This is a genomic window from Saccharopolyspora pogona (assembly GCF_014697215.1).
Classification (GTDB): Bacteria; Actinomycetota; Actinomycetes; order Mycobacteriales; family Pseudonocardiaceae; genus Saccharopolyspora; species Saccharopolyspora hattusasensis.
The window spans coordinates 4,905,178-4,924,826 of sequence record NZ_CP031142.1; the positions used below are offsets into that span (position 1 = coordinate 4,905,178).

Annotated in this window: 20 protein-coding genes and 1 pseudogene; 12 read left to right on the forward strand and 9 right to left on the reverse strand. The window is 69.2% G+C overall.

Annotated features, from left to right (window positions below):
* The first annotated feature begins 45 nt into the window (after positions 1 to 45).
* From DL519_RS22415 to DL519_RS47025, 6 genes and pseudogenes are all read left to right on the forward strand, one after another.
* Positions 46 to 966, forward strand: coding sequence for an ACP S-malonyltransferase (locus DL519_RS22415; RefSeq protein ID WP_190817688.1), 921 nt, complete (start codon positions 46 to 48; stop codon positions 964 to 966).
* Positions 963 to 1,943 carry a beta-ketoacyl-ACP synthase III gene (locus DL519_RS22420; protein WP_190817690.1) on the forward strand — a complete coding sequence of 327 codons (981 nt, stop codon included), beginning with the start codon at positions 963 to 965 and terminating at the stop codon, positions 1,941 to 1,943. The genes DL519_RS22415 and DL519_RS22420 overlap by 4 nt, the downstream gene beginning before the upstream one ends.
* A 69-nt stretch (positions 1,944 to 2,012) precedes the next feature.
* Entirely contained in the window at positions 2,013 to 2,252 is a 240-nt protein-coding gene (locus DL519_RS22425) for an acyl carrier protein (protein WP_190817692.1), read from the forward strand.
* A complete protein-coding gene (locus tag DL519_RS22430; protein ID WP_190817694.1) occupies positions 2,249 to 3,493 on the forward strand; it encodes a beta-ketoacyl-[acyl-carrier-protein] synthase family protein in 1,245 nt (414 codons plus the stop codon). The genes DL519_RS22425 and DL519_RS22430 overlap by 4 nt, the downstream gene beginning before the upstream one ends.
* Before the next feature lie 151 nt (positions 3,494 to 3,644).
* Complete coding sequence (locus tag DL519_RS22435; protein WP_190812415.1) at positions 3,645 to 5,081, forward strand: acyl-CoA carboxylase subunit beta; 1,437 nt, start codon at positions 3,645 to 3,647, stop codon at positions 5,079 to 5,081.
* A 665-nt stretch (positions 5,082 to 5,746) separates the two neighbouring features.
* Positions 5,747 to 5,899, forward strand: a pseudogene (locus tag DL519_RS47025) (helix-turn-helix domain-containing protein); the annotation flags it as partial.
* 30 nt (positions 5,900 to 5,929) lie between these two features.
* On the opposite strand, the gene DL519_RS22440 reads toward DL519_RS47025, so the two are convergent.
* On the reverse strand, positions 5,930 to 6,502 hold the full coding sequence (locus DL519_RS22440) for a hypothetical protein (protein ID WP_223839401.1): 573 nt from the start codon (positions 6,500 to 6,502) through the stop codon (positions 5,930 to 5,932).
* Between the two features lie 79 nt (positions 6,503 to 6,581).
* The gene (locus DL519_RS22445) at positions 6,582 to 7,058 is read right to left on the reverse strand and encodes a DUF3145 domain-containing protein (protein ID WP_397545064.1); all 477 of its coding nucleotides are present in this window, start codon (positions 7,056 to 7,058) and stop codon (positions 6,582 to 6,584) included.
* 430 nt (positions 7,059 to 7,488) lie between these two features.
* Between DL519_RS22445 and DL519_RS22450 the strand changes: the two genes are divergently transcribed.
* Positions 7,489 to 8,742, forward strand: coding sequence for a hypothetical protein (locus DL519_RS22450; RefSeq protein WP_190817698.1), 1,254 nt, complete (start codon positions 7,489 to 7,491; stop codon positions 8,740 to 8,742).
* An 87-nt stretch (positions 8,743 to 8,829) separates the two neighbouring features.
* Here DL519_RS22450 and DL519_RS22455 read toward each other — a convergent pair whose 3' ends face one another.
* The 3 genes from DL519_RS22455 to DL519_RS22465 all read right to left on the reverse strand — a co-directional run bounded on the left by DL519_RS22455 (position 8,830) and on the right by DL519_RS22465 (position 11,199).
* Positions 8,830 to 9,513, reverse strand: coding sequence for a hypothetical protein (locus tag DL519_RS22455; protein ID WP_190817699.1), 684 nt, complete (start codon positions 9,511 to 9,513; stop codon positions 8,830 to 8,832).
* Positions 9,514 to 9,622: 109 nt separating this feature from the next.
* Positions 9,623 to 10,654 carry a hypothetical protein gene (locus DL519_RS22460; protein WP_190817701.1) on the reverse strand — a complete coding sequence of 344 codons (1,032 nt, stop codon included), beginning with the start codon at positions 10,652 to 10,654 and terminating at the stop codon, positions 9,623 to 9,625.
* Positions 10,651 to 11,199, reverse strand: coding sequence for a SigE family RNA polymerase sigma factor (locus tag DL519_RS22465; protein WP_190817703.1), 549 nt, complete (start codon positions 11,197 to 11,199; stop codon positions 10,651 to 10,653). Before DL519_RS22465 ends, DL519_RS22460 begins: the two co-directional genes overlap by 4 nt.
* A 464-nt stretch (positions 11,200 to 11,663) precedes the next feature.
* Here DL519_RS22465 and DL519_RS22470 point away from each other — a divergent pair, with 464 nt between their 5' ends.
* The 5 genes from DL519_RS22470 (at position 11,664) to DL519_RS22490 (ending at position 15,956) form a co-directional block, all read left to right on the forward strand.
* Positions 11,664 to 12,488, forward strand: coding sequence for an LLM class F420-dependent oxidoreductase (locus tag DL519_RS22470; RefSeq protein WP_190817705.1), 825 nt, complete (start codon positions 11,664 to 11,666; stop codon positions 12,486 to 12,488).
* Positions 12,489 to 12,707: 219 nt separating this feature from the next.
* Positions 12,708 to 14,852, forward strand: coding sequence for a carbon starvation CstA family protein (locus DL519_RS22475; protein ID WP_190817707.1), 2,145 nt, complete (start codon positions 12,708 to 12,710; stop codon positions 14,850 to 14,852).
* Positions 14,849 to 15,058 carry a YbdD/YjiX family protein gene (locus tag DL519_RS22480; protein WP_190817709.1) on the forward strand — a complete coding sequence of 70 codons (210 nt, stop codon included), beginning with the start codon at positions 14,849 to 14,851 and terminating at the stop codon, positions 15,056 to 15,058. Before DL519_RS22475 ends, DL519_RS22480 begins: the two co-directional genes overlap by 4 nt.
* A gap of 187 nt (positions 15,059 to 15,245) precedes the next feature.
* Positions 15,246 to 15,704 (forward strand): DUF5753 domain-containing protein, encoded by a 459-nt coding sequence (locus tag DL519_RS22485; protein ID WP_190817711.1) that lies wholly within the window; start codon positions 15,246 to 15,248, stop codon positions 15,702 to 15,704.
* Positions 15,705 to 15,728: 24 nt separating this feature from the next.
* A complete protein-coding gene (locus tag DL519_RS22490; RefSeq protein WP_190817713.1) occupies positions 15,729 to 15,956 on the forward strand; it encodes a DUF397 domain-containing protein in 228 nt (75 codons plus the stop codon).
* Between the two features lie 32 nt (positions 15,957 to 15,988).
* Here the strand turns inward: DL519_RS22490 and DL519_RS22495 are convergent, their stop codons facing one another.
* The 4 genes from DL519_RS22495 to DL519_RS22510 form a co-directional block, all read right to left on the reverse strand.
* Positions 15,989 to 17,014, reverse strand: a complete 1,026-nt coding sequence (locus tag DL519_RS22495) for a pentapeptide repeat-containing protein (protein ID WP_190817715.1) — start codon at positions 17,012 to 17,014, stop codon at positions 15,989 to 15,991.
* Between the two features lie 121 nt (positions 17,015 to 17,135).
* Entirely contained in the window at positions 17,136 to 17,762 is a 627-nt protein-coding gene (locus DL519_RS22500) for a LysE family translocator (protein ID WP_190817717.1), read from the reverse strand.
* Between the two features lie 57 nt (positions 17,763 to 17,819).
* Positions 17,820 to 18,671 carry a CoA transferase gene (locus DL519_RS22505; protein ID WP_190817719.1) on the reverse strand — a complete coding sequence of 284 codons (852 nt, stop codon included), beginning with the start codon at positions 18,669 to 18,671 and terminating at the stop codon, positions 17,820 to 17,822.
* Between the two features lie 163 nt (positions 18,672 to 18,834).
* Positions 18,835 to 19,464, reverse strand: a complete 630-nt coding sequence (locus tag DL519_RS22510; RefSeq protein ID WP_190817720.1) for a TetR/AcrR family transcriptional regulator — start codon at positions 19,462 to 19,464, stop codon at positions 18,835 to 18,837.
* Positions 19,465 to 19,649 lie beyond the last annotated feature (185 nt).

Genomic DNA, 19,649 nt, shown 5'->3' on the forward strand with positions numbered 1-19,649 from the left:
TCCCGTCATCACGTCGATCACCCCCGGGCGTGTTCAGTAGCAAGAGTGATCGCGCTTCTAGCCCCCGGACAGGGGTCGCAGACCCCAGGGATGCTCAACCCGTGGCTCGAACTGGAGGGTGCCGCCGAACGCGTCGGCGCCTGGTCCGAGCTGACCGGCCTCGACCTGCACCGCCTCGGCACCACCGCCGACGCGGACGAGATCAAGGACACCGCGGTCACCCAGCCGCTGGTGGTGGCGCTGTCGCTGATCGCCGCCGACGAACTGCGCCGCCGGGTGACGATCCCGGACGGCACCCCGGTCGCCGGGCACTCCGTCGGTGAGCTGGCCGCCGCCGCCATCGCGGGCGCCCTGGCCTTCGACGACGCCGTTTCGCTGGCCGCCGTGCGCGGCCGCGAGATGGCTGCCGCCTGCGCGCTGGAGCCGACCGGCATGGCCGCCGTGCTCGGCGGCGAGGCGGACGACGTGGTCGCCCACCTCGAACAGCTCGGCCTGGACCCGGCCAACCGCAACGGCCCCGGCCAGATCGTGGCCGCCGGGCGGGTGCCCGCGCTCGAACAGCTCGCCGCCGAACCGCCGGTCGGTGCCCGGGTGCTCCCGCTGCCGGTGGCCGGTGCCTTCCACACCCGCTTCATGGCTCCCGCTCGGGAGACCCTGGCCCAGCACGCGGAGAAGGTGACCGCGACCGACGCCGCCCTGCCGCTGCTGTCCAACGCCGACGGCGCGGTCGTCACGGACGCCGCCGAGATCGTGCAGCGGCTCGTCTCCCAAGTCACCAGCCCGGTGCGCTGGGACACCTGCATGGCGGCGCTGGCCGAACGCGGTGTCGAGGCGGTCGTGGAGTTCCCGCCCGCCGGCACTCTCAGCGGCCTGGTGCGCCGCGAGCTCAAGGGCGTCAAGACCGTCGCTCTGAAGACCCCTGCCGACCTGGACAAGGTCGCCGACCTGCTCGGGAGCGACGCGTGACGCGACCCCGCATTGCCCAGAACCCCATCCCGGCCGGCACCAAGCTGCTCGGCTTCGGCAGCGCGCAGGGCAACCGGATCGTCACCAACGACGACCTGGCCAAGATCGTCGACACCAACGACGAGTGGATCCGGCAGCGCGTCGGCATCATCCACCGCCGGCTCGGCGACGACGACCAGACGGTGGTCGGCATGGCCGTCGAGGCCGGCGCGAAGGCGGTCGCCGACGCGGGCCTGACACCGTCCGATGTGGACCAGGTGATCGTCGCCACCTGCACCATGCAGGGCGGCATCCCGAACGCCGCGGCCCAGGTCGCCGACCAGATCGGCATCAAGGCCAAGAGCGCCTACGACCTCAACGCCGCCTGCGCCGGGTTCGTCTACGCGCTGTCCACCGCCTCGGACGCGGTGCGCGCCGGTTCGGCCCGCAACGTGCTGGTGATCGGCTCCGAGCGGTTCCAGGAATGGCTGGACTGGGAGGACCGCGGGAACTGCATCATCTTCGCCGACGGCGCCGGTGCCACGGTGGTCGGTCCAGCCGAGGAGCCGGAGCTCGGCCCGGGCGTGCTGGGCAGCGCCGGCGACCTGGCGGACACCATCTACCTGCGCGACGGCAAGTACATCTACCAGGAGGGCCAGGCGGTCTTCCGGTGGGCGACCACGCAGATCGCCCCGGTGGCAGTTCGCGCGGTCGAGGCGGCCGGCCTCCAGATGTCCGATGTGGACGTGCTGGTGCCGCACCAGGCGAACCTGCGGATCGTCGAGGCCATCGCCAAGAAGCTGCAGTCCCAGGGTGCCCGTGACGACCTCGTGCTCGCGCGTGACATCGTCTACTCCGGCAACACATCGTCGGCGTCCATCCCGCTGGCCATCGACCACATGCGGGCCGCGGGGGAGATCCCCAGCGGTGCCGTGATGCTGCTCGTGGGCTTCGGCGCCGGGCTGTCCTACTCGGCCCAGGTCGCAATCTGCCCCTGAGCCACCCGAAAGCTGCCGCGGGTCCACCGAGCCGCGGTGCGGAACGCAAGAACCAGGAAGGAACTACCCGTGTCGAACGAGGAAATCAGCACCGGTCTCGCCGCCATCGTCGAAGAGGTCGCCGGTGTCGACGCCGCCGACGTGACCACCGACAAGTCCTTCGTCGACGACCTGGACATCGACTCGCTGTCCATGGTGGAGATCGCCGTGCAGGCGGAGGACAAGTTCGGGGTCAAGATCCCGGACGACGAGCTGGCCAACCTCAAGACCGTGGGTGATGCGGTTGACTACATCACCAAGAACGCATGACAACGGATGTCGTGATCACCGGGCTGGGCGCGACGACACCGCTGGGCGGTGACGTCGCGTCCACCTGGGACGGACTCGTCAACGGAGCCTCCGGCGTTCGCCGGCTGGAAGCCGAGTGGGTGGACCGGCTCGAACTCCCGGCCAAGATCGGCGCCCCGGTGGCGGTGGACCCGAGCGAGGTGCTGCCCCGTGTTCAGCTGCGGCGGATGGACCGCTGCGAGGCGATGGCCGTGATCGCCGCCCGCGAGGCCTGGGCCGACGCCGGTTTCGAGCTGCCCACCGACGACAACGAGCCGGTCGACCCGGACCGGCTGGGCGTGTCGCTGGGCACCGGCATCGGCGGACCGATCACGCTGCTGCAGCAGAACGACCTGCTGCAGCAGAGTGGGCTGCGCAAGGTTTCGCCGCTGACCGTGCCGATGCTGATGCCCAACGGCCCGGCCGCGATGGTCAGCCTGGACGTGCGGGCCCGCGCCGGAGTGCACTCCCCCGCGTCGGCCTGCGCCTCGGGCGCCGAGGGCCTGGCCAAGGGCTTCGACATGATCCAGCAGGGGCATGCGGACGTGGTGGTCGCCGGTGGCGCGGAGGCCTGCATCCACCCGATCACCATCGCCGGTTTCGCCCAGGCCCGGACCCTGAGCACCCGCAACGACGACCCGGAGCGCGCCTCGCGCCCGTTCGACGTCGACCGCGACGGGTTCGTGATGGGGGAGGGCGCCGGCGTGGTCATCCTGGAGAGCGCGGAGCACGCCAAGGCGCGCGGCGCCCGGATCTACGGTCGGCTGGCAGGCGTGGGCATCACCTCCGACGCCTACCACATCACCGGTAGTCCGCCGGACGGCCGGGGCCAGGTCGCCGCGATGCGCAAGGCGATGCAGACCGCGGGCCTGCAGCCTTCGGACATCGGGCACGTCAACGCGCACGCGACGTCCACTACGGTCGGCGACGTGGGCGAGGCGAACTCCGTGCGCAAGGCGATCGGCGACCGCGCGGTGGTCACCGCGCCGAAGGGATCGCTGGGCCACCTGGTCGGCGGGGCCGGTGCGGTGGAGAGCATCATCACGATCCTGTCGCTGCGGCACGGCATCATCCCGGCCACCCGGAACCTGGAAACGATCGACCCGAAGGTCGAGCTCGACGTGGTGGCCGACAAGCCGCGGCACGTCGAGCAGACCGCAGCGATCAACAACGCCTTCGGCTTCGGTGGGCACAACGTCGCGATCGCCTTCGCCAGGGCATGACCGTTCCCGCGAAAGGACGGGCTGAGCCGTTGCTCAGCCCGTCCTTTCGCGCTCTGCGCTACGACGAAACCACAGGCAGTCGGTCGCCCGTCGGCGAAGCCGAACCTCGTCGCCCGGCGGCCGTCCCAACACCGACTTCCCGGAGGATCCGATGACCGCAGTGGCCAGCCGGCCGGAGATCGTGCAGCAGCAACGGGATCCGCGTGATCCCGAGGTGCGGCTGGATCAGCTGCTCGATCCGGAGTCGATCGAGCCGCTGCACCCGCGCGACAACAGCGGGATGTTCGCGGTGCGCGGCCGTGTCGATGGCACGAAGGTGGTCGTCTACTGCAGCGATGCCACCAAGATGGGTGGCGCGCTGGGTGCCGAGGGCTGCGGGCACATCGTGGACGCTATCGATGTGGCGGTGCGGGAGCGCTGCCCGGTGATCGGCGTGTGGCACTCCGGCGGCGCCCGCATCCCCGAGGGGGTGGAGTCGCTGGATGGCATGGGCCAGATGTTCGCGGCGATGATCCGCGCGTCCGGTCGGGTGCCGCAGATCTCGGTGGTGGTGGGCCCGGCCGCCGGTGGCGCCGCGTACGGCCCGGCGCTGACCGATGTGGTCATCATGTCCCCGGCCGGGCGCGTGTTCGTCACCGGACCGGACGTGGTCCGCAGCGTGACCGGCGAGCAGATCGACCAGGAGGGTCTGGGAGGTATCTCCGCGCACGGCGCCAAGTCCGGCGTGGTGCACGTGGTCGCCGACGACGAGACCGACGCGTACGTGCGGGCGCGGCGGCTGACGGGGTTGTTCGCGAGGCCGGGCATGTTCGACCTGCATTCCGTGCAGGGCGCCGACGATCTGCGTGCGCTGCTGCCGGACCGCCCGCAGCGTGCCTACGACGTCAAGCCGGTGATCCGCGGCATCCTCGACGCCCGCGCCGACGGCGGTGCGGACTTCGAGGAGCTGCAGGCCAAGTGGGCTGCGAACATCGTGGTCGGCCTCGGTCGGCTCGGCGGCCGCAGCATCGGTGTGATCGCTAACAATCCGCTGCGCAAGGGTGGCTGCCTGGACTCGCTGTCGGCGGAGAAGGCCGCCCGGTTCGTGCGGATGTGCGACTCGTTCGGCGTGCCGCTGCTGGTGCTCGTCGACGTGCCCGGCTATCTGCCCGGGGTCGGCCAGGAATGGGGCGGAGTGGTGCGGCGCGGCGCGAAGCTGCTGCACGCCTTCGGCGAAGCCGTGGTGCCGCGGGTGACGCTGGTGACCCGCAAGTCCTACGGTGGCGCGTACATCGCGATGAACGCCCGCTCGCTGGGCGCGACCACCGTGTTCGCCTGGCCGGAAGCGGAGGTCGCGGTGATGGGTGCCAAGGCCGCGGTCGGCATCCTGCACCGCAAGACGCTGGCCGCCGCGCCCGAGGCGGAGCGCGAGGCGCTGCAGGCCAAGCTCACCGAGGAGCACGAGCGGGTCGCCGGCGGGGTGGTCCGGGCGATGTCGATCGGTGTGGTCGACGAGGTGATCGACCCGAAGACCACCCGTCGCCGGGTCGCCGAAGCACTGGCCGCTGCCCCCGCAGGCCGCGGTTGGCACGGCAACATCCCGCTGTGACCGGCTGCGGCTCGTGAGTGACAAATCCGGCTCTTGCCGGAACGACCACTCACGACCCCTGACCGGTAAGAAGGCCGCCCCGCACCGAGAGGCGGCCCTCCATCGTCCGCAGTGGACTCTTCCTCCGGGCGCCGGCACACCAGGAAGTCCTCGGTCAACTGCTTGCTCCTGAAGGACCGGGTTGTTGGTTTGGTCCGGCAGGGGCGTTGCTTACGCTCCGGCGAATGCGACAGCCGAAACCAAGTTCGTCGCGTCGCTAGCCGCGCGCGAGGTGCGCTCAATTGCCAACGCCTGCTTGACATCCGGCATGAGTTTGACCCATTTCACGATCTTCACCAAAAGTGATCATATCAATGCAATACGTAACTAAAATGAGGGCCGGTCCTAGACACTAGGGCTCAGCGCTGAACGGGCGTCCAGCTACGCCATGCTCAACCGGCGCCAACAGTGCATACGATATGCATCCCGTAACCTTTGACGCGGAACGACGCAAGTTCAAAGGCGACACCGACCCCTATCGGTGGTCAATCCGTACATCGAAAACTAGGCCGTCCCAACTAACGCATGGCGACGAACGGGCCAGCAGATCGGCTTCCTGCCAGGCACCGGCAGCCGATGTTCTACCGAACAACCTCGCCAAAGTTCTGATGGAACCCGCTCGCGCGCCGATGAAGTACGGCTGGCGGCTCGCGCTGGCGGCCGACCTGCTGCGCGAGACAGACGCGACGATCGACTCGCTGGCCCGCCAGGTCGGCTACGGCAGCGCTTTCGCGCTCAGCAATGCCTTCAAGCGGCACTTCGAGGTCAGCCCGCAGGGTGCCGCCTCGCGGCCGCGGGGTGATCGCGGATCACTGGTTGCAGTAGTCGAGCAGGGCGCTGTTGGGCAGTTTGCTGGTGTCCAGCCGGAAGCTCCTGCCCGCATCGTCCAACACCAGCGGGTACACCACGTTCCAGGCCACGCACGTCGCCTGGAGCTGCGGTGGCGCGTCTTCCAGGGCCTGCTCGCTCATGAAGGTCAGCATCACCAGCAGCGAGCCGTCCGCTCCCTGGTCGATCCGGTGCACCGTCCAGCCGAAGTCGCGAGTGGTCCCGTAGTTGTCGAACCACTTGTCCTTGGGCAGCTCCTGCCACTTCTCCGGGACCACTGTGGACTTCCACCGGTCGTAGTTCCGCTCGTTGATGGAGCTGAAGTGGCTGTCCAGCAGGGACCGCACGCCCGGCAGATCGGGGCTCGCCGCGGCATCCGGGGTGTAGACGACGCCGATCGGGGACTTGACCCACCCGGCCAACTGCGAGGCCTGGGAGTTCTGCTGAGTGAGCGTGCGCGGGTAGACGTTTTCGGCCAGCAGCACCCCACCGCCCGCCGCACCGAGCAGCACGACGACCGCCAGCGGAAGACCCCATTTGAACCAGGAACGCACGATCTCAGCCTTTCACACCGAGATCGCTCGCGAGCGGTGGTTCCGGCAAGAACCGGAAATCACCCTCGCGAACCGCGCGTCAGCCCACCCGGTGCAGCCAGATCACCGGAGCGCCGTCGCCGGCACGGCGGAACGGTTCGAGGGCGTCGTCCCAGGCGGCACCGAGCAGCTGGTCCACGCGGTGGCCGAAGGCCTCGGGGCCCTTGGCGTTGGCCGCGAGCGTCCGCAGCTGGTCCTCGCTGACCATGATGTCGCCGTTGGCGCTGGTGCAGGCCCGCCACAGGCCCAGCCCGGGCGCATGGCAGAACCGCTGCCCGTCGACCCCGGGACTGGGGTCTTCGGTGACTTCGAAGCGCAGCATCGGCCACGCGCGCAGCGCGGTGACCAAGCGCGCTCCGGTACCCGGCTCGCCCGTCCAGTTGCACTCCGCGCGGAGTTGCCCTGGGGCTGCCGGTTGTGCCGTCCAGCGGAGTTCTGTCCGAATGCCGAGTGCGCCAGAGATCGCCCACTCGACGTGCGGGCAGACCGCAGACGGCGACGAGTGGACGTAGACCACACCAGATGTGCGGCCACGGTCGCTGCCACGGGTGCTCACTGCTGACCTCCGCTGTTCGACGAGGGACGTCTTCCCCTACGACCTCGCGTACTTGGCGATCAACAGGTGCGGCGCCATTCTGCATTGCGGATGGAGCGGTCCGCCACCAGAACGTCGTCATCCGTCTCGCGCCCGCGAGCGACCTGCACCGCTCGGCCCTGCCCGGCACCGACTGCGCCGAATAGCGGTAATCGCAGATCCGAGGCGTTGCCACGGGCTTTCCGTGTCGCTCGAAAGCACCAGTGCACGACTGGCCGGAGAGTGGTGGACACCACTCAATCGGACGAAAGTCGGAACCTCGCGACAATACTTGGTCCCCCCGACTAACGTCTCAGCTCGAACAGCGGGTGATCGTCGGGCGCGCGATGTCCGCCGGATCTTGGAGGTCGTCATGCGACTGGTGCGGCTCGGTGCGGAACCGTCCCAGGTCGGCGCCGACATCCGGGCGGCCATCTCCGCATGGGGCTCCGGTTGCTCGGTGCTCGGCGGGGTCGCCGCCTTCGGCTGCCGCCCGCCCGGTAGCCCGCGCCCGCTGGACGCGGTGATCGTGCTGCCCCGTGGGGTGGTTGTGGTGCTCGGGCTCGATCTCCCCGAGCCCGCGCTGAAGGTCGACGCGCCGCTGCAAACCCCGTGGAGGGTCGACGGCTGGCCGCTGGTGCGCACCGAGGGCGCGGTCAACCCCGGGCTGGAAGGGCTCGAATCGGCGGCCGCGCTGGCGCGCAGCCTGCAGTCGCGCGGGCTGGAACCGTTGCCGGTGGCCGCGATCGTGGTGGTCGGCCCGTACGCCGGTCAGGTCACGCAGCCCACCACCGACCTGCACCGCGGGGTGCGGGTGGTTTCGCCGAACACGACCAGCATCCTCGCCGCCGCCCGCGAGCTGGCCACCTACGAACGCCCCTGCCCCGTTGAACCCGCCCAGCGGCTGTTGCGGGTGCTCGACGAGAACTGCGAGCTCGGCCTCGCCGAGCTGGCCGATGAGGGCTTCCCGGAATCCGGGGTCGTGGATCTGGCCACAGCGGACACCATGCTGATCCCGAAGTACACCGACCAGCCCGCGCCAGTGGCGGCACGGCGATTCGCCCCGCGCGACAGGCGGATCGCGGTAGCGGCGGCGGCGCTGGTGCCGCTCTGCGGCGTCATCGGGATGTGGTTGACGCTCGGCAAACCCACCGCCAGCCCGCCGCCGCGGACCCCGCCGATCCAGCGGGCCGACGGGGTCGAGTTCGCGCAGATGGTGACCGCTCGCGATTCCTCGTGCGCCCAGCACTCGTACGGCGATGTGCAGCGCTGGTTCGAGCAGCGGCCGTGCCGGAGCCTGACCCGCGCGGTGTTCGACACCCAGGTTTCGGGTCGGCCGGCCGCCGTATCGGTGGTCATCGTCGAACTGCCCGACCAAGGGGCGGCCAGCGAGCTGCGGGAACTCGCCGATGCCGCGGGCACCGGTGGCGTCACGGATCTGATCGCCGAGGGTTCCGGCTGGCCGGACGGCCCCGACGGGTTCGACAACGCGGCGCAGGCCGTGCAGCAGAACGGGAACCAGGTGCGGATCGTGCAAACCGTGTGGCGGCACCGATCCTCCAGCCCGGACGACGTGGGACTCCGCGCGCTGGCCGAACGCGGCCTCCGCCTGACGCCCCAGCCCTGACGCACCGCTCTCCCCGCTCCGGGTCCGCCGCAATTTCCATTGAAATCGGACCTTCGATTTCAATGGAAATCGCGGCGGGTTGCGCGGTCATGACTGCCCGGGTTCGCGAACTTCGTTCGGTTTTGGCTGTTCGGGGATCCGGGACGAGCCGCCCCGGGCCGCCGCGCGGTCCGCGGAGAGGATCTTCGGGGCCTTGGTCAGGTAGGGATTTCCCAGCCGGGCGAGAAACAACGCCGGTGCGAACAGCGGGACGACGGCCGACAGCGCTGCCGCCGTCACGCCCGCGCGCAACACGTCGCGCGGCAGCAACGTGGTCCGGCGGTCGACGAAGCGGTCGCTGGTCAGCGCCGCCAGCCACAGCACGAGCACGAACCCCGCCATGGTCGCCACCGCCAGCAGTATCGCCGGTTGGTAGCCGAGCCGTTCCGCGCCGAGCATGACCGAGATCCAGCCGAGCAGTGCCGGCAGCTGGCCGCGCTCAGTCGTGGCCGCCCAAAGCAGTCCGCCCAGCAGCGCGAAACCGCCGCCGCTGCTCTGCCAGGTCTCGGTGAGGCGCTCGGCCCACTCGCCTCCGGTGAGCCCGAAGCGGGCGGCGAGCCGACCCAGCACGTCCAGCGCGGTCGGCCCGTCCTCCGGCACCAGGAACTGGCCGGCGATCCAGGCCAGCGTCCACAGCGACACCCCGAACGCGAGGACCTGCTGCCACCTCGGCCGGTCCAGCGCGGCCTGGTAGAGCCGCGCCAGTTCCCGTTGTTGCGCCTTCACGTCCACCCCTGTCCTCGGGACCGGAAAGCCGCTGCCGATCGTCCGGGCCCGGCGGCTATCAGGCCCGGCATTGATCAAATCGAGGGCGTGTCCGCGCTGCGGAGCGTGATCGGCTTCAGAAGACCCCGGGCCCTTCCGCGCAAGCACCGTCGTCGGTGCAGGCCGGTGGGATCGGGCGGATCACCGAGCCGTCCACGAGCCACTGCCCCTTCCCCTTGGTGGACACCAGGAAGCGGCCGAGCGAGTCCGTGGACAGCCGTGCCTGGCCCGCGGCCAGCGGCGGGGTCCGGAACGGCACCCCGGCGCCGATCTTGCGCCCGCTGTCCGCCGCGAACGTGGCCACCCGAGCCTGCTCGCCGCCGCAGTCCACCGGTTGCAGCGCCGCGACGTCGCGCCCGGACCAGGCGATCGCCACCGGGCCGCAGGTGGCGTCCGGCACCGCATCGACGTGCCCGGCCAGCGAGGTCGCGTCCGGCGCGAGCAGCAGCACCAGGGCCTGGCGGCTGCCCTGGTGCCCGGCCAGCACCGCGAGGCGGCCGTCATCGGCCAACGCCAGGTCGTCTACCCGCAGTTCCGGCGGGATCGCGATCCGCTGCTGCTGGCCGCCGCCGTGCACGACCACCACGGCGTTCCCGTCGAGGTAGGCGACGCGCCCGCCGCCCGCGGTCAGCAACCACCCGTCGCCGATGTCGCCGGGCAACACCCGCTGCCCGCCGCGCAGCAGCACCTCGACGATCCGGCGACCGTCCGATGTGGACACCGTGGTGTAGACCCGGTCGTGGTCGGTGGCCAGGACACCTGCGTCGGCTCCGTCGACGCGGGCGACCTCCTGGTTCTCCCGGCCGGACCGCACGTCGAAGGAGGCGATCACACCGGGAGCGGGCGCGGCGAGGTAGCTGTCCGGCTGGACGCTGACCGGCTCGGGTTCCTGCTGGCGGGGAATGCCCAGCGAGGCCACGACGAACGCGGCCGCTGCAACGGCCACCGCGCCGACCAGGGCGAGCAGCGGCCGGCGCGGTGACTTCCGCCGGCGCGTGGCGGCCAGCAGCCGGGGCAACGCGTCCGGCTTGGGTTCCACGTCCTCGACCAGCCGGTGCAGCTGCGCTCGCAGCAGGTCCACGTCCCGTGTGCTGTTCCCGTCGTTCACACCCTCTCCCCCAGCAGATCCGACAGTCGCGAAACCCCACGCGAGCAGTACGACTTCACCGCGCCCTGGCTGCAGCCCATGATCTCGGCGGTGCGGGCCTCGCTGAGATCCGCGTAGTAGCGCAGCACCACGGCCTCCCGCTGCCGGCGCGGCAGCTTCGCCAGCGCCGCGGCCAGCACCGCGCGGTCCACCCCCCGTCCCGTGTCGTCCGGCTGGCTGTCCTCGATGGCGAGCTTCGGCTGGTACTTCTTGGCGATCAACCGGCGCCGCAGCATGGACCGGGCCCGGTTGAGCACCGCCTGGCGCAGGAAGGCGAGCGCCTTGTCCGGATCCCGTAGCCGGGAGCGGGAGTCGAAGACCCGCACGTAGGCGTCCTGCACGATGTCCTCCGCGGAGGCGCGGTCGTCCACCAGCAGGATCGCGATGCGCAGCAGTTGCCGGTAGTGCTCCTGGTACAGGTCGGTCAGCTTGCTAGTCAGTTCATCCATTGCCGCCAGCCCGTCGCCCGGCCAGGCGGTCACGGGCAATGCGATCGACACCGTCACATATCTGCACGACGCCCAAGACCCCCTCCTTGGTTGTGGCCGGGTTTCACTCGTTATCAATTTGGCTGCGCCCAACGGCGGCGAAGTTTACCGGCGCACCGATCGATGATGATCTCCTGGCGGCTTCTGCGCACCCCACGCAGATGGATCATGCCCGGTCAGCCCCATGCACTTCCGCCCCGCGCGACTGGTGTATGGGGCCGCCTCCGGTGGGAAATATTGCCGCCGGCCGTCCGCGGCGGTAGGCCTGTGGTGCTGACGCGGCGGGAGGCTGCATTGGAAGTAGCTTCGAACCTCGCCTTCGAAGCGCCGAAGGGGCTCGGCCCAACCTATCGGGGCTCTTGGCGAGGCCAGTCCCCAGCGCCGCACATCGGACACGCACAACGCGGGGACTCCGGAGCCCAAGGTTCCGCCACCCGCACCGCCACGCAAACGAGTTCGGCGACAGCCTTCAGGAGGATGCGATGAAGTTCGGGATTTCCACGTTCATCACCGACGAGGGGATCGGCGCGGCGGATCTGGGCCGGGCCGTCGAGGAACGCGGGTTCGACTCGCTGTTCGTCGCCGAGCACACGCACATCCCGGCCAGCCGGGAGTCTCCCTACCCGGCCGGCGGCGAGCTGCCCCGGATCTACTACCGCACGCTGGACCCGTTCGTCGCGCTAGCGGCGGTCGCCGCGGTCACGGAGCGGCTGTTGGTGGCCACCGGGATCGCGCTGGTCGTCGAGCGCGATCCGATCACCACCGCCAAGGATGTCGCCAGCCTGGACCTGATCTCCGGCGGCCGGATGATCTTCGGCGTCGGGGCTGGCTGGAACCGCGAGGAGATGCGCAACCACGGCACCGACCCGGCGACCCGCGGCGCGCTGATGGACGAGCGGATCCGGGCGATGCGGGAGATCTGGACCAAGGACGCGGCCGAGTTCCACGGCGAGCACGTCGACTTCGACCCGATCTACTCCTGGCCGAAGCCGGTGCAGCGGCCGCACCCGCCGATCTACGTCGGCGGGGAGAGCGAGCGGTCGTTCGCACGGGTCGCCGAGTACGGCGGCGGCTGGCTTCCGCGCGGCGGCACCGAAAACCTCGGAGAACTGGTGGCGAAGGTGCGCGACCGGGCGGGCTGGCGGGTGCCGGTCGCGGTCTACGCGGCGCCGCGCGATCCGGCGGTCCTGGAGTCCTACGCGGCGGCCGAGGTGGACCGCACGCTGTTCTACCTGCCGACCCGCCCGCGCGATGAATCCTCGCGCAGGCTGGACGAACTGGCCGAACTCGCCGAAAGCCTCGGCTGAACGGGCGGTCGCGAACCTCGCCGGACGCCGGTGACCCGAAGTCAGCCGTGTCTTACATCCTGGTTACTTCCGGGCAACGGGCTGGACATTCGGGGACATGCAAGTCGATCCTCGTGTCTGCTTTGCCAGTCGTATCCACACAGCACAACGGAGAAATGGGGTCTGGGGACGGTGGCTGAGATAACGGCACCGAGCACTGGGGCGGCTCGGAAGCGCAAGATGAGTTCCAAGGAAAACGCCATCTGGGTGCTGGTGGCGGTCGTCGGCGCGATTTCGTGGGGCGTCATCGCACTGGTCCGCGGCGAGGAGATCTCCGCGGCCTGGCTGGTGTTCGCGGCGCTCGCCTCGTACGCCATCGCCTACCGCTTCTACGCGCGGTTCATCACCTACAAGGTCCTGAAGGTCGACGACACGCGCGCGACGCCGGCGGAGCGGCTGAACAACGGCACCGACTTCCAGCCGACCGACCGCCGGGTCCTCTTCGGCCACCACTTCGCGGCGATCGCCGGGGCCGGCCCGCTGGTGGGCCCGGTGCTGGCCGCGCAGATGGGTTATCTGCCGGGCACCATCTGGATCATCATCGGCGTCATCTTCGCCGGCGCGGTGCAGGACATGGTGGTGCTGTTCCTCTCCACCCGCCGCAACGGCCGCAGCCTCGGACAGATGGCCCGCGAGGAGATCGGCCCGGTGGGCGGCATCGCGGCGCTGATCGCGGTGCTAGCGATCATGATCATCCTGCTGGCGGTGCTGGCGCTGGTCGTGGTCGGCGCGCTGAAGGGCTCACCGTGGGGCACCTTCTCCATCGGCATGACGATCCCGATCGCCCTGTTCATGGGCTTCTACCTGCGCTATCTGCGTCCAGGCAAGATCGTCGAGACCTCGGTGATCGGCGTGGCGCTGCTGCTGCTGAGCATCGTCGCCGGCAGCTGGGTCGCGGACTCGTCGCTGGCCGGGTTGTTCACGCTCTCCGGCAACGAGCTGACCTTCGCGCTGGTCGCCTACGGCTTCATCGCCTCGGTGCTGCCGGTGTGGATGCTGCTGGCGCCGCGCGACTACCTGAGCACCTTCATGAAGGTCGGCGTCATCGTGCTGCTCGCGGTTTCGATCCTGATCGCGATGCCGATGATGAAGACCGAGGCGATCACCGACTTCGCGCTCAACGGTCAGGGCCCGGTGTTCCCCGGCTCGCTGTTCCCGTTCGTGTTCATCACCATCGCCTGCGGTGCGCTGTCCGGCTTCCACGCGCTGGTGTCTTCGGGCACCACGCCGAAGATGCTGGAGAAGGAATCGCAGGTCCGTGTCGTCGGCTACGGCGCGATGCTGACCGAGTCGTTCGTGGCGATCATGGCGCTGGCCGCGGCGTGCATCATCGATCCCGGCCTGTACTTCGCGATGAACATGCCGTCCGCGGCGCTCGGCGACACGCTGCAGTCGGCGTCGCAGGCGGTCGCCGGGATCGGCTTCCAGATCACACCGGACCAGCTGGCGGCGGCCGCCGCGGCCGTGGACGAGCACACGCTGGTCGGCCGCAGCGGCGGCGCACCGACCCTGGCCGTCGGGCTTTCCGAGGTGTTCTCGCAGGTCATCGGCGGGGACGAGATGAAGGCGTTCTGGTACCACTTCGCGGTGATGTTCGAGGCGCTGTTCATCCTGACCACTGTGGACGCCGGTACCCGGGTGGGCCGGTTCATGCTGCAGGACACCGTGGGCAACGTCTGGAAGCGCTTCGGCGACGTCAGCTGGAAGCCGGGCAACTGGATCGCCAGCGCGGTGATCGTCGGCGCCTGGGGCTACTTCCTGTGGGCCGGGGTCAACGACCCGCTGGGCGGCATCAACCAGCTGTTCCCGCTGTTCGGCATCGCCAACCAACTGCTGGCGGCGGTGGCGCTGGCGGTGGCCACGACGATCCTGATCAAGTCCGGCCGCGCGAAGTACGCGTGGGTGACGCTGGTGCCGCTGGTCTGGGACGCGGCGGTGACGCTGGTCGCGAGCTGGCAGAAGATCTTCTCCGCCGACCCGAAAATCGGCTTCTTCGCGCAGCGCGCGGCCTACCAGGCGGCGCTGGACGCCGGGCAGACCAGCAAGGGCTCGGCTCACACCGTCGAGGAGATGCAGAAGGTCGTAGTTAACTCCACCGTGGACGGTGTGCTCAGCATCCTGTTCGCGCTGCTGATCGTGATCGTGCTGGTGGACGCGGTCCGGATCTGGATCAAGGCGCTGCGCACGAGCGCGCCGCTGCCGAGCACCGAGGCGCCGCACGTGGAGTCGAAGATCTGGGCCCCATCCGGGCTGATCCCGACGGTTGAGGAGAAGCAGACCCAGAAGGAGCTGGCGGCGGCCGGGAAGGCCGAGGCCAGCACATGACCGGCACGCCGATCCTGGCCAGGCTGCGCGGGTCCGCCCGCACGGCCTGGCAGATCGTGCGCGGCGTGGTGGGTGAGAACGCCTACGAGCGCTACCTCGACCACCACCGCCGAAACCACTCGGACGAAGAACCGCTGACGGAGCGGGAGTTCTGGCGCCGCCATGTGGACCGCCAAGACGCCACCCCAGGCTCGCGCTGCTGCTGAACCGCAGCGAGGGACACCTGTAACCTGGTTACTCGGTCACAGGTGCCCCTCACTCATTTCGCACGCGCTGATGCCCGGGCCCACACCAAACGGCCAGAGATATGACTACCTCAGCTGAAGGCGCGCTGGACTTCCTCCGCAAATGTCATGCTCATGCGGAGACTGCGGTCGGTGTTACGCGCACGCCTTGATCCGTGGAATCAACCAGGACATCGCCGAAGACGAAGTCGAACGACGAGTCGCAGCGCGTCTCGCGCGGCAGCAGATCCTTCGCCGGGCCGAACCGCCGAAGCTGCACGTTATTCTCGACGAAGGGCTGCTGCATCGGCCGGTCGGCGGGCCACGGGTGATGCGCAATCAACTTCGTTTCCTCGCCGAGGCGGCAGAAGAACCCAACATCACGGTTCAGGTCTTGCCCAGGACGGTCGGCGCAAGCCCGGCATTGGAAGGACCATTCTCCATCCTGACTCTGCCTGATCCGATTCCCGACGTGGGGTACTCAGAAGGTCCGGGTCGCGCGGTCTACATCGAGGATCGAGAACTCGTCCGGACCTACACACTCCGTTTCGCTATCCTCACCGAGCATTCGCTGTCGCAGGTCGACTCGATGAACAAGCTTGCCGAAGCCGCTGAGAGCTACGGGTGACCTGCGGTCGAGGAGGGCGCGAAGATGATCGAGCAGGGTGCGTTACGTCCTGAAAGCTGGCGCAAGAGCAGCTACTCCGGTGGTGGCGGCGTCGGAGGCGGCAACTGCGTCGAGGTCGCCACGCTGGCCGACGGCCGTGTTGCCTTCCGAGACAGCAAGAATCCCGGTTCCGGGTTCCTGCTCTTCACCCGTGCCCAGGCCGAATCCTGGATTAAACGCCTCAAGGACAACGAGTTCAACCAGTTCGGCTGATTGCGCGTCGCGAGTCGGTTGCTCGCAAGCACTCATCGGCGCTGGTCCTCTCGGGCAGGGTCGGCTCGGGGGAACGGCACAGAGTCGCCGAAGATCGTGTCGTCGGTGACCGCGTTGGTGAACAGGGCCGGGCCTTCGAATCGCGCCCCGGTGAAGTCCGCGTCTTCGAGGTCGGCGTTGTCGAATCTCGCTGCGGCGGCGAAGCGGACTTCCGTGAACAGGCTGTCTGCGAGGCTGGCCTGGGAGAACACCGCTGCGCCGTGGAATGTTGCGCCGTGCAGGACTGCGTGGTCCATACTGGCGTTGACGAAGTTGGCGGATTCGTCGAAGACCGCTCCGTCGAATATCGGCGCGCCTTCCAGGTGCACGTTGCTGAACACCGCCGAGCGGACGTGGCAGCCGCTGAAGTTCAAATGCCGCAGGGTCGCGCCGGCCAGGTAGAGGTCGATGTCCGGCCAGAACTTGTCGTTGGTCGGATTACCAGCGGCATCTCTCCATGGGCGCAGGTGGCTGCACAGGATGTGCTGGGCAGCATGCCGCACCCGGCGCTCTTCTGCCTGCATCCGTCGCAGCGCCACTAATTCCATTCCCTCTTCCGGAACCTCGGAATCGACGCCGATCAGCGGCATGCGGAGGTAGGCGCACAGCACCTCCACGATCGTCTGCCGGTGCGCGTGGTGGTCATGGGCCAGGCGCTCCAAGGCGTAGAGGCCGCCGAGTCGGACCGCCGCCTTGTCCGAGCCGAGTTGCTCGATGGCCGCGCTGTAGAGTTCGGTGGTGCGTCGCTCCGTGGCGTCGTGCTTGGTCTCGATGAGCGTCAGTTCGGTCGTCCGCTGCCGTCTGGCTGCGAGGAGGAGAGCAACCGCACCACCGGTGCCCGCGACGATGCTGATCGTCGTGCGGATGACCTCCAGGCGGGCCCGGTCCCGCGGGCTTTCACTGCCTAGCGTGCTCAGCAGGAGCCAACCCGTCACCACGCCGACCACCAGCAGCAAGGCGGCACCGCCCCAGACAGCGCGGAGGGACAAAGCTCGGAGTGGTGTTTCACGGCTGCGCATGCCGCCATCATCGCGTCCGGACCTCGGCGCGCGAGGGCCTACGCGAAATCCGCGTTGGGGCAGGAGCTTTGAGACTGCCGTTGCGGCTGGTCAGGTGCCGCGAGTGGTTTTGGCTGCGCTGCTACGACCTCAGGTCTTCGGTGGCCAGGCGCGCGGCCAGGGCTCCGAAGACCAGGGCTGCCGTTCTGTCCAGCCAGCGTTGGATCGCTCGGCGGCGGAGCAGGATGTTCGACAGCCAGGCCGAGGTCAGGCCCACCGAGGTGTCCACGCAGATGCCCACCACGACGAGCAGACCGCCCAGGGCCAGAAGTTGCACCGGGAGCGGCCACGCCGCTTGCTCGCTGACGAACTGCGGGACGAACGCCAGGTAGAACAGGATCACCTTGGGGTTCGACACGTTCGTCAGCACCGCCAGCGCGTAGATGCGCCGCACTGATCTGGCCGGCGCTACCTGCACCTCCGGCACCGCCGACGTGCGCCACGACTGGACCGCCAGGTACAGCAGGAAGACGACACCGGCGATCCGGACGACCTCCAGCGCCGCGGGCACCGCCTGGAACATCGCCGTCAGCCCGAGCGCCGCGACGATCGTGTGCACCACGATGCCGGACATGCCCACGGCCGCCACGACCCCGCCGCGCGGGCCCGAGGAAATTTCGTTGGCCATGATGAACATCATGTCCGGGCCGGGCACCAGCGAGATCACCGCCGCCGCGCCGATGAACGCCAACACGATTCCGAGATCCATCGCAGCCTCCGATCCGCTCGCTCCGAAGCGACCAGGGCCGAGGAAGTCGAATTCGAGTCAGTTCTCAAGTCCTCTCATCCGAGCTCTCGACCGGCCGCGATGCAGTGTGTGTGGGGGGGGCGAACGGACCGTTCGCTCCGCAGAAAGAGGTGAACAGTCCGTTCGCTCCACCGGACCAACCGCAGCGTCAGCGGTCACCCCGATTTGGGGATATTCCTGAAGGATAGGAGCCTGTTGCAAAATTACGCCCACCACGGACCGTGATCGATCGATCACGGCTGAGATGGCCACTGGCGGACAAACGGCGGCGATCGAGACTGATTTGGTACTTCGGTTCAGCCGTTTTCGCCGAAAACGCAACAGGCTCATAGGTCCTTGAACGGGGCGGGTTCCTTGGGCAGACCGAGGCTCGCCGATGATGTTGCGCCGGGTCTGGTCCGTGCCCCCGCCGATGGAGGTGAAGCAGGCGTTCATCGCGGCGAAGTTGGCATCGTCGCCGTCGGGGTGATCCGCTCCTTCCAGCATCGCCTCCGGCCCGACGACGCCGTCTGCACCCGCCCGGTCTCGTGCAGCAGCCGGGAGTCGCAGCTTCCCCAGCGACGCCAGCGAAGACGAGGTGTCCTGCTTGAGCTCCAGCTGCGCGCGCTGGTAGGGGCCGGTGAGCCCGAAAGTGGTGATGGACACGATCACCAGGGTCGGTTCCCTGCGGCGGATCTCGGTGAAGTCCAGCGTCCGCACCGTGGTCACCCGTATGTCCGAAGTGGACAGAAGTCGCACCAGATCGGTGCGACCGGCCGGATCGTCGAGGTCGAGCGTGACGCCGAGCTTCCCGGCGTTGCAGGTGGCCTCCCGGAGGCTGATGCCGCCGTGCCGGGGCCAGGCCGCCCGGGTGCCGGCGGGCGGGCGCATCTGGCCGACCTCGGTGCCGAAGTGGTCCGCCCGCACATCTCGGCCCGGCCGTCGGTCGTGTCGACCACGCGCCGGGCCCGCAGCGGAGCGGGCGGATCGTCGTCACGGCAGTCGCTCATTCGAAACCTCCGCTGGTTCCGTGCTGAGTCCGACGCGCCTCAAGCTATTTCCGACGTCTCCCGTCCATAATAGCCCGAGCGCGCACACCTGCGAGGACGGTGTCGACGAGCTCGGTCACGTAGGCCGCGGACTCGGCCCAGACCTGGCCCCGCAGGTGGTCCGGGGTGGCGCGGACGTGGTTGGACACCGCGCCGGCGATCAGGTCCGCGATCAGCGCCACCGAAGCGCGGGCCGGTAGTTCGCCGCGCTCGATGCCGCGGCGGACGATCGCACGGGTCGCCCGGATGTGCTCGGGGTACGGGTCGTCGGCCAGCGACTCCGCCAGTTCGGGCGAGAACTGCGCGTCTACGCCGAGCCGTGAGGTCAGTGCGCCCTCGTCGGCGCCGAGGTACTCCAGCCAGCCGCGGGCGAACTCGACCAGGTCCGCGCGCAGCTCGCCGGTGTCGATCTCGGCGATGAACCGGGTGCGCTCCCGCACGGCGGCGACCAGCAGCGCGGCTTTGTTCGGCCAGCGCAGGTAGAGCGAGCCCTTCCCGATCCCGGAGCGCCGGGCGACCTCGTCCAGCGAGAAACCGCTCCAGCCGCGCTCGGCGTACACGGCCCGCGCCGCCGCCAGGGCGCGCGTGTCCACCGCTGGGTCCCGGGGCCGCCCGGCGCGCTGTGCCTTCGCCACCACCCCATCCTGACACCCGGAGATCTCGCTCCGCCCCGTCACGGGGTCCTGGGTCCGTAGTTTCCATTGAAATCGAAGGGGCGGGTTCAATGGAAATTGCGGAGGACCGAGTCCAGGTGGTGCCTGAGGTTCCGCGATGCGAAAGCGTTCCGGTAGCAACATCCGGGAACCGGCAGTGAAGTGGT